We start from the raw sequence: 2,498 nt of genomic DNA, 5'->3' as shown, positions 1-2,498 counted from the left end.
GCGATGACGATTACAGAACTCGACGTTGTTCCTCGCGAGGACGATCAGGAATTTCTGCTCGAATGCTGGAAGCAGTGCCTGGCCGAAATGATGGCCGACGTTGAGGACGCAAAGCGCCGCTGGAAAGACGCATCCCAAGCGGTCAAGGCAGAGTCGTTGGCGGCAGTTGCGGAGGCGCGCGCGGCTTTTGGTGACACGCTGCTCAAGCTGGACCGCGCGATCGACGAGCGTCTCGGAAGTCTGCGGAGGCTCATTGACGAAAAGAACGGTCCGCGCGTGCATCCATACGTCAGCGACAAGGTGCACTATCAGGGAGATCTGGTCACGCACGAAGGCTCAACCTATCAGGCCCTGTGCGACACCGGCCTCGCGCCACCAGATGAAGAGCACTGGATCTGTGTCGCCGCAGGCGGTCTCGATGGGCTTTCGTTTCGCGTGAGGGGCACCTATCAGCAGGACGAGCCGTACTCCAGACTTGACGTTGTCGCGCTCAACGGCGGGAGCTTTGTCGCGCGCCGCAACAATCCCGGTCCATGTCCGGGCGACGATTGGCAAGCCCTCTGCTTCCAGGGCAAAAAGGGACCGACTGGGCCGAAGGGCGATCGTGGCGAGGGCGGCCCTCCAGGCCCTTCGATCAAGGGATGCGAGCTTGAAGCTGAACGGTACACGCTGATCCTGAACCAAAGCGATGGCACGTCGTTCAGTATCGACCTGCGCCCGTTCTTTGAGACCTATCATGCGGAGTGCGGCGGATAAGACGAAGCTGCGCCATGCTAACATGCCGCCGCCACGCTGAGGATGATGCGGATGGGGTCGCCGTCGGCCATGGGTGAACTGCTACGTTCCGCCTAGTCAGAAGCTAACGAGGTTTTTCACGGCCCGCATACGGCGATAGGTGCGCTGTTTGCACGCCACCGAGCAGAACTTGGCATCCTTGCGCTTCGGCTTGAACGCATTGCCGCAGCTCCCGCATTGTCGCTCGACTCGTAATCGCGGATGGCCATACCGATAGTTGGCGTTGTGGATCGCCTGCCGACATACGACGCCGCAAACGAAATACGTCGTGCTCTCGTGCTCGCGGTCTCGAAACACCGGGCGCGAGCAGTGGCAGCAGGGACGCGGCGGAAGCCACGGTGGATATTTAGCGAGACCCCTGGCCGCGTCGGCCTTGGAATTGCTGACTTCGCAGGCGGCGCAGACCATGCGCCAGCCTACCCGTGCATCCCAGCACAAGCGATAGACCGGCTCGGCTTCCGCCAATGTTCGCTTGCACTTCTCGCAGTTCATGGCACTGGCCGTTACGGATACGAAAGTGTGCGGTTTCTGCACTCTTTCTGATCCGTAACGGTGAGCAGTTTATGGCGACCCGCGATGCCGGATCGCCTTGCTGTATCCGGAAGCAAAGCGCGGCATGCACTGCCAGTCCGGAAAGCGGACTAAGGAATTCGGCAAGCAGCGCGTGAGCGATGCCCGCGCCGGCATCGCCTATTTCCGCGATCTCGCTCTCGCAAAAAGGGTTCAAGTTTGCCCGCCAAACTTGAAAGGTTACTAGCGCGAGCCTGGCTTGGCCCGTGGACCACCGCCCAGCAGCCCGTCGAACTTGCTTGGCCCTGGCTGGCTGTGGACGCCCGCCACCAGGCGGGAGCGCGCGACGGGCGTCAGGCCGAACTCGCCTGCGAAGCGGACCATGTCAGCAGCAGCGTCACGAGCGACCTTGATCAGCGGATTGCGGCGCGGGTTGCCGTCCGCGCTCTTGACCAATAGACCGTGCATGCTGTCGTCGCGGCTAGCCATGCGCTCCAATGCTTCCTGCGCCTGCCGCCAAAGCTGATAACTCGTGCAATAGGCGGCCAATACTGCGATGTCGACCGCAGTCAGCAAGCCAAGCCTGTGAAGCTCCGGCCCGACGTTCCACCATTCGTCGGCCGCATAACCCGTCACGAAAGGCGGCGGCTCCGGACATTGCGGATCGACGGCGGGCTGTGGCTCGGGCCGCAACGGCCGCTTGCTTGGATTACCGCGGAGGACGCGCAGTTGCAGCGGGATCGGAGGCGGTCCGGACATGGAAACACCTATCGAGCAAACTTCGGTGGTTGAAACCTGAAGGTACTCCTTCCGAAAAAACCCGCAACCTGCGGCCGCTAGCGTTGGAGCGCCGCCGCGTTCTGGGATTGGTCCCTTCCGATTTCCAGAACCCGCCCCCCGGCCCTTCGAGGGAACTACCCAACAAAATCCTCTCGCACCGCACCTACGGAACAACATTACAACCGAGAGGATCGCGGAACGAAAAGGTTGGCTAGCCCTTTCCCGCTATTGGGAGGTGCCCATGACTGCTCAGGCTCGAGACGGCGCGTGTGCGTTCGCTTGGCGGAACTACTTGCTGATCCACAGCGATCTTAGTGAGAACGATAGCAGGCGTTCCGCCCTTTATCGCTACGTCACCAATCTCTCTGATACCGGCGAATACGGTTTCGATCTCCTGCAAATGGCGGCCGTCG

General features: G+C 61.4%; 3 protein-coding genes. 1 reads left to right on the top strand and 2 read right to left on the bottom strand.

Features of this window, described 5'->3' with window-relative positions; all coding sequences use genetic code 11:
* Positions 1-87: 87 nt before the first annotated feature.
* On the top strand, positions 88-756 hold the full coding sequence (locus AC629_RS43430; protein ID WP_143199921.1) for a hypothetical protein: 669 nt from the start codon (positions 88-90) through the stop codon (positions 754-756).
* A 96-nt stretch (positions 757-852) separates the two neighbouring features.
* Here AC629_RS43430 and AC629_RS43425 read toward each other — a convergent pair whose 3' ends face one another.
* Together AC629_RS43425 and AC629_RS43420 are read right to left on the bottom strand one after the other, a co-directional pair.
* A complete protein-coding gene (locus AC629_RS43425) occupies positions 853-1,329 on the bottom strand; it encodes a hypothetical protein (RefSeq protein ID WP_143199920.1) in 477 nt (158 codons plus the stop codon).
* A 219-nt stretch (positions 1,330-1,548) separates the two neighbouring features.
* Positions 1,549-2,064 (bottom strand): phage terminase small subunit P27 family, encoded by a 516-nt coding sequence (locus tag AC629_RS43420; protein WP_168195748.1) that lies wholly within the window; start codon positions 2,062-2,064, stop codon positions 1,549-1,551.
* Positions 2,065-2,498 lie beyond the last annotated feature (434 nt).

The organism is Bradyrhizobium sp. NAS80.1 (assembly GCF_001908205.1).
In the GTDB taxonomy this organism is placed as follows: domain Bacteria; phylum Pseudomonadota; class Alphaproteobacteria; order Rhizobiales; family Xanthobacteraceae; genus Bradyrhizobium.
This window is presented reverse-complemented; position numbering and strand designations above follow the sequence as displayed.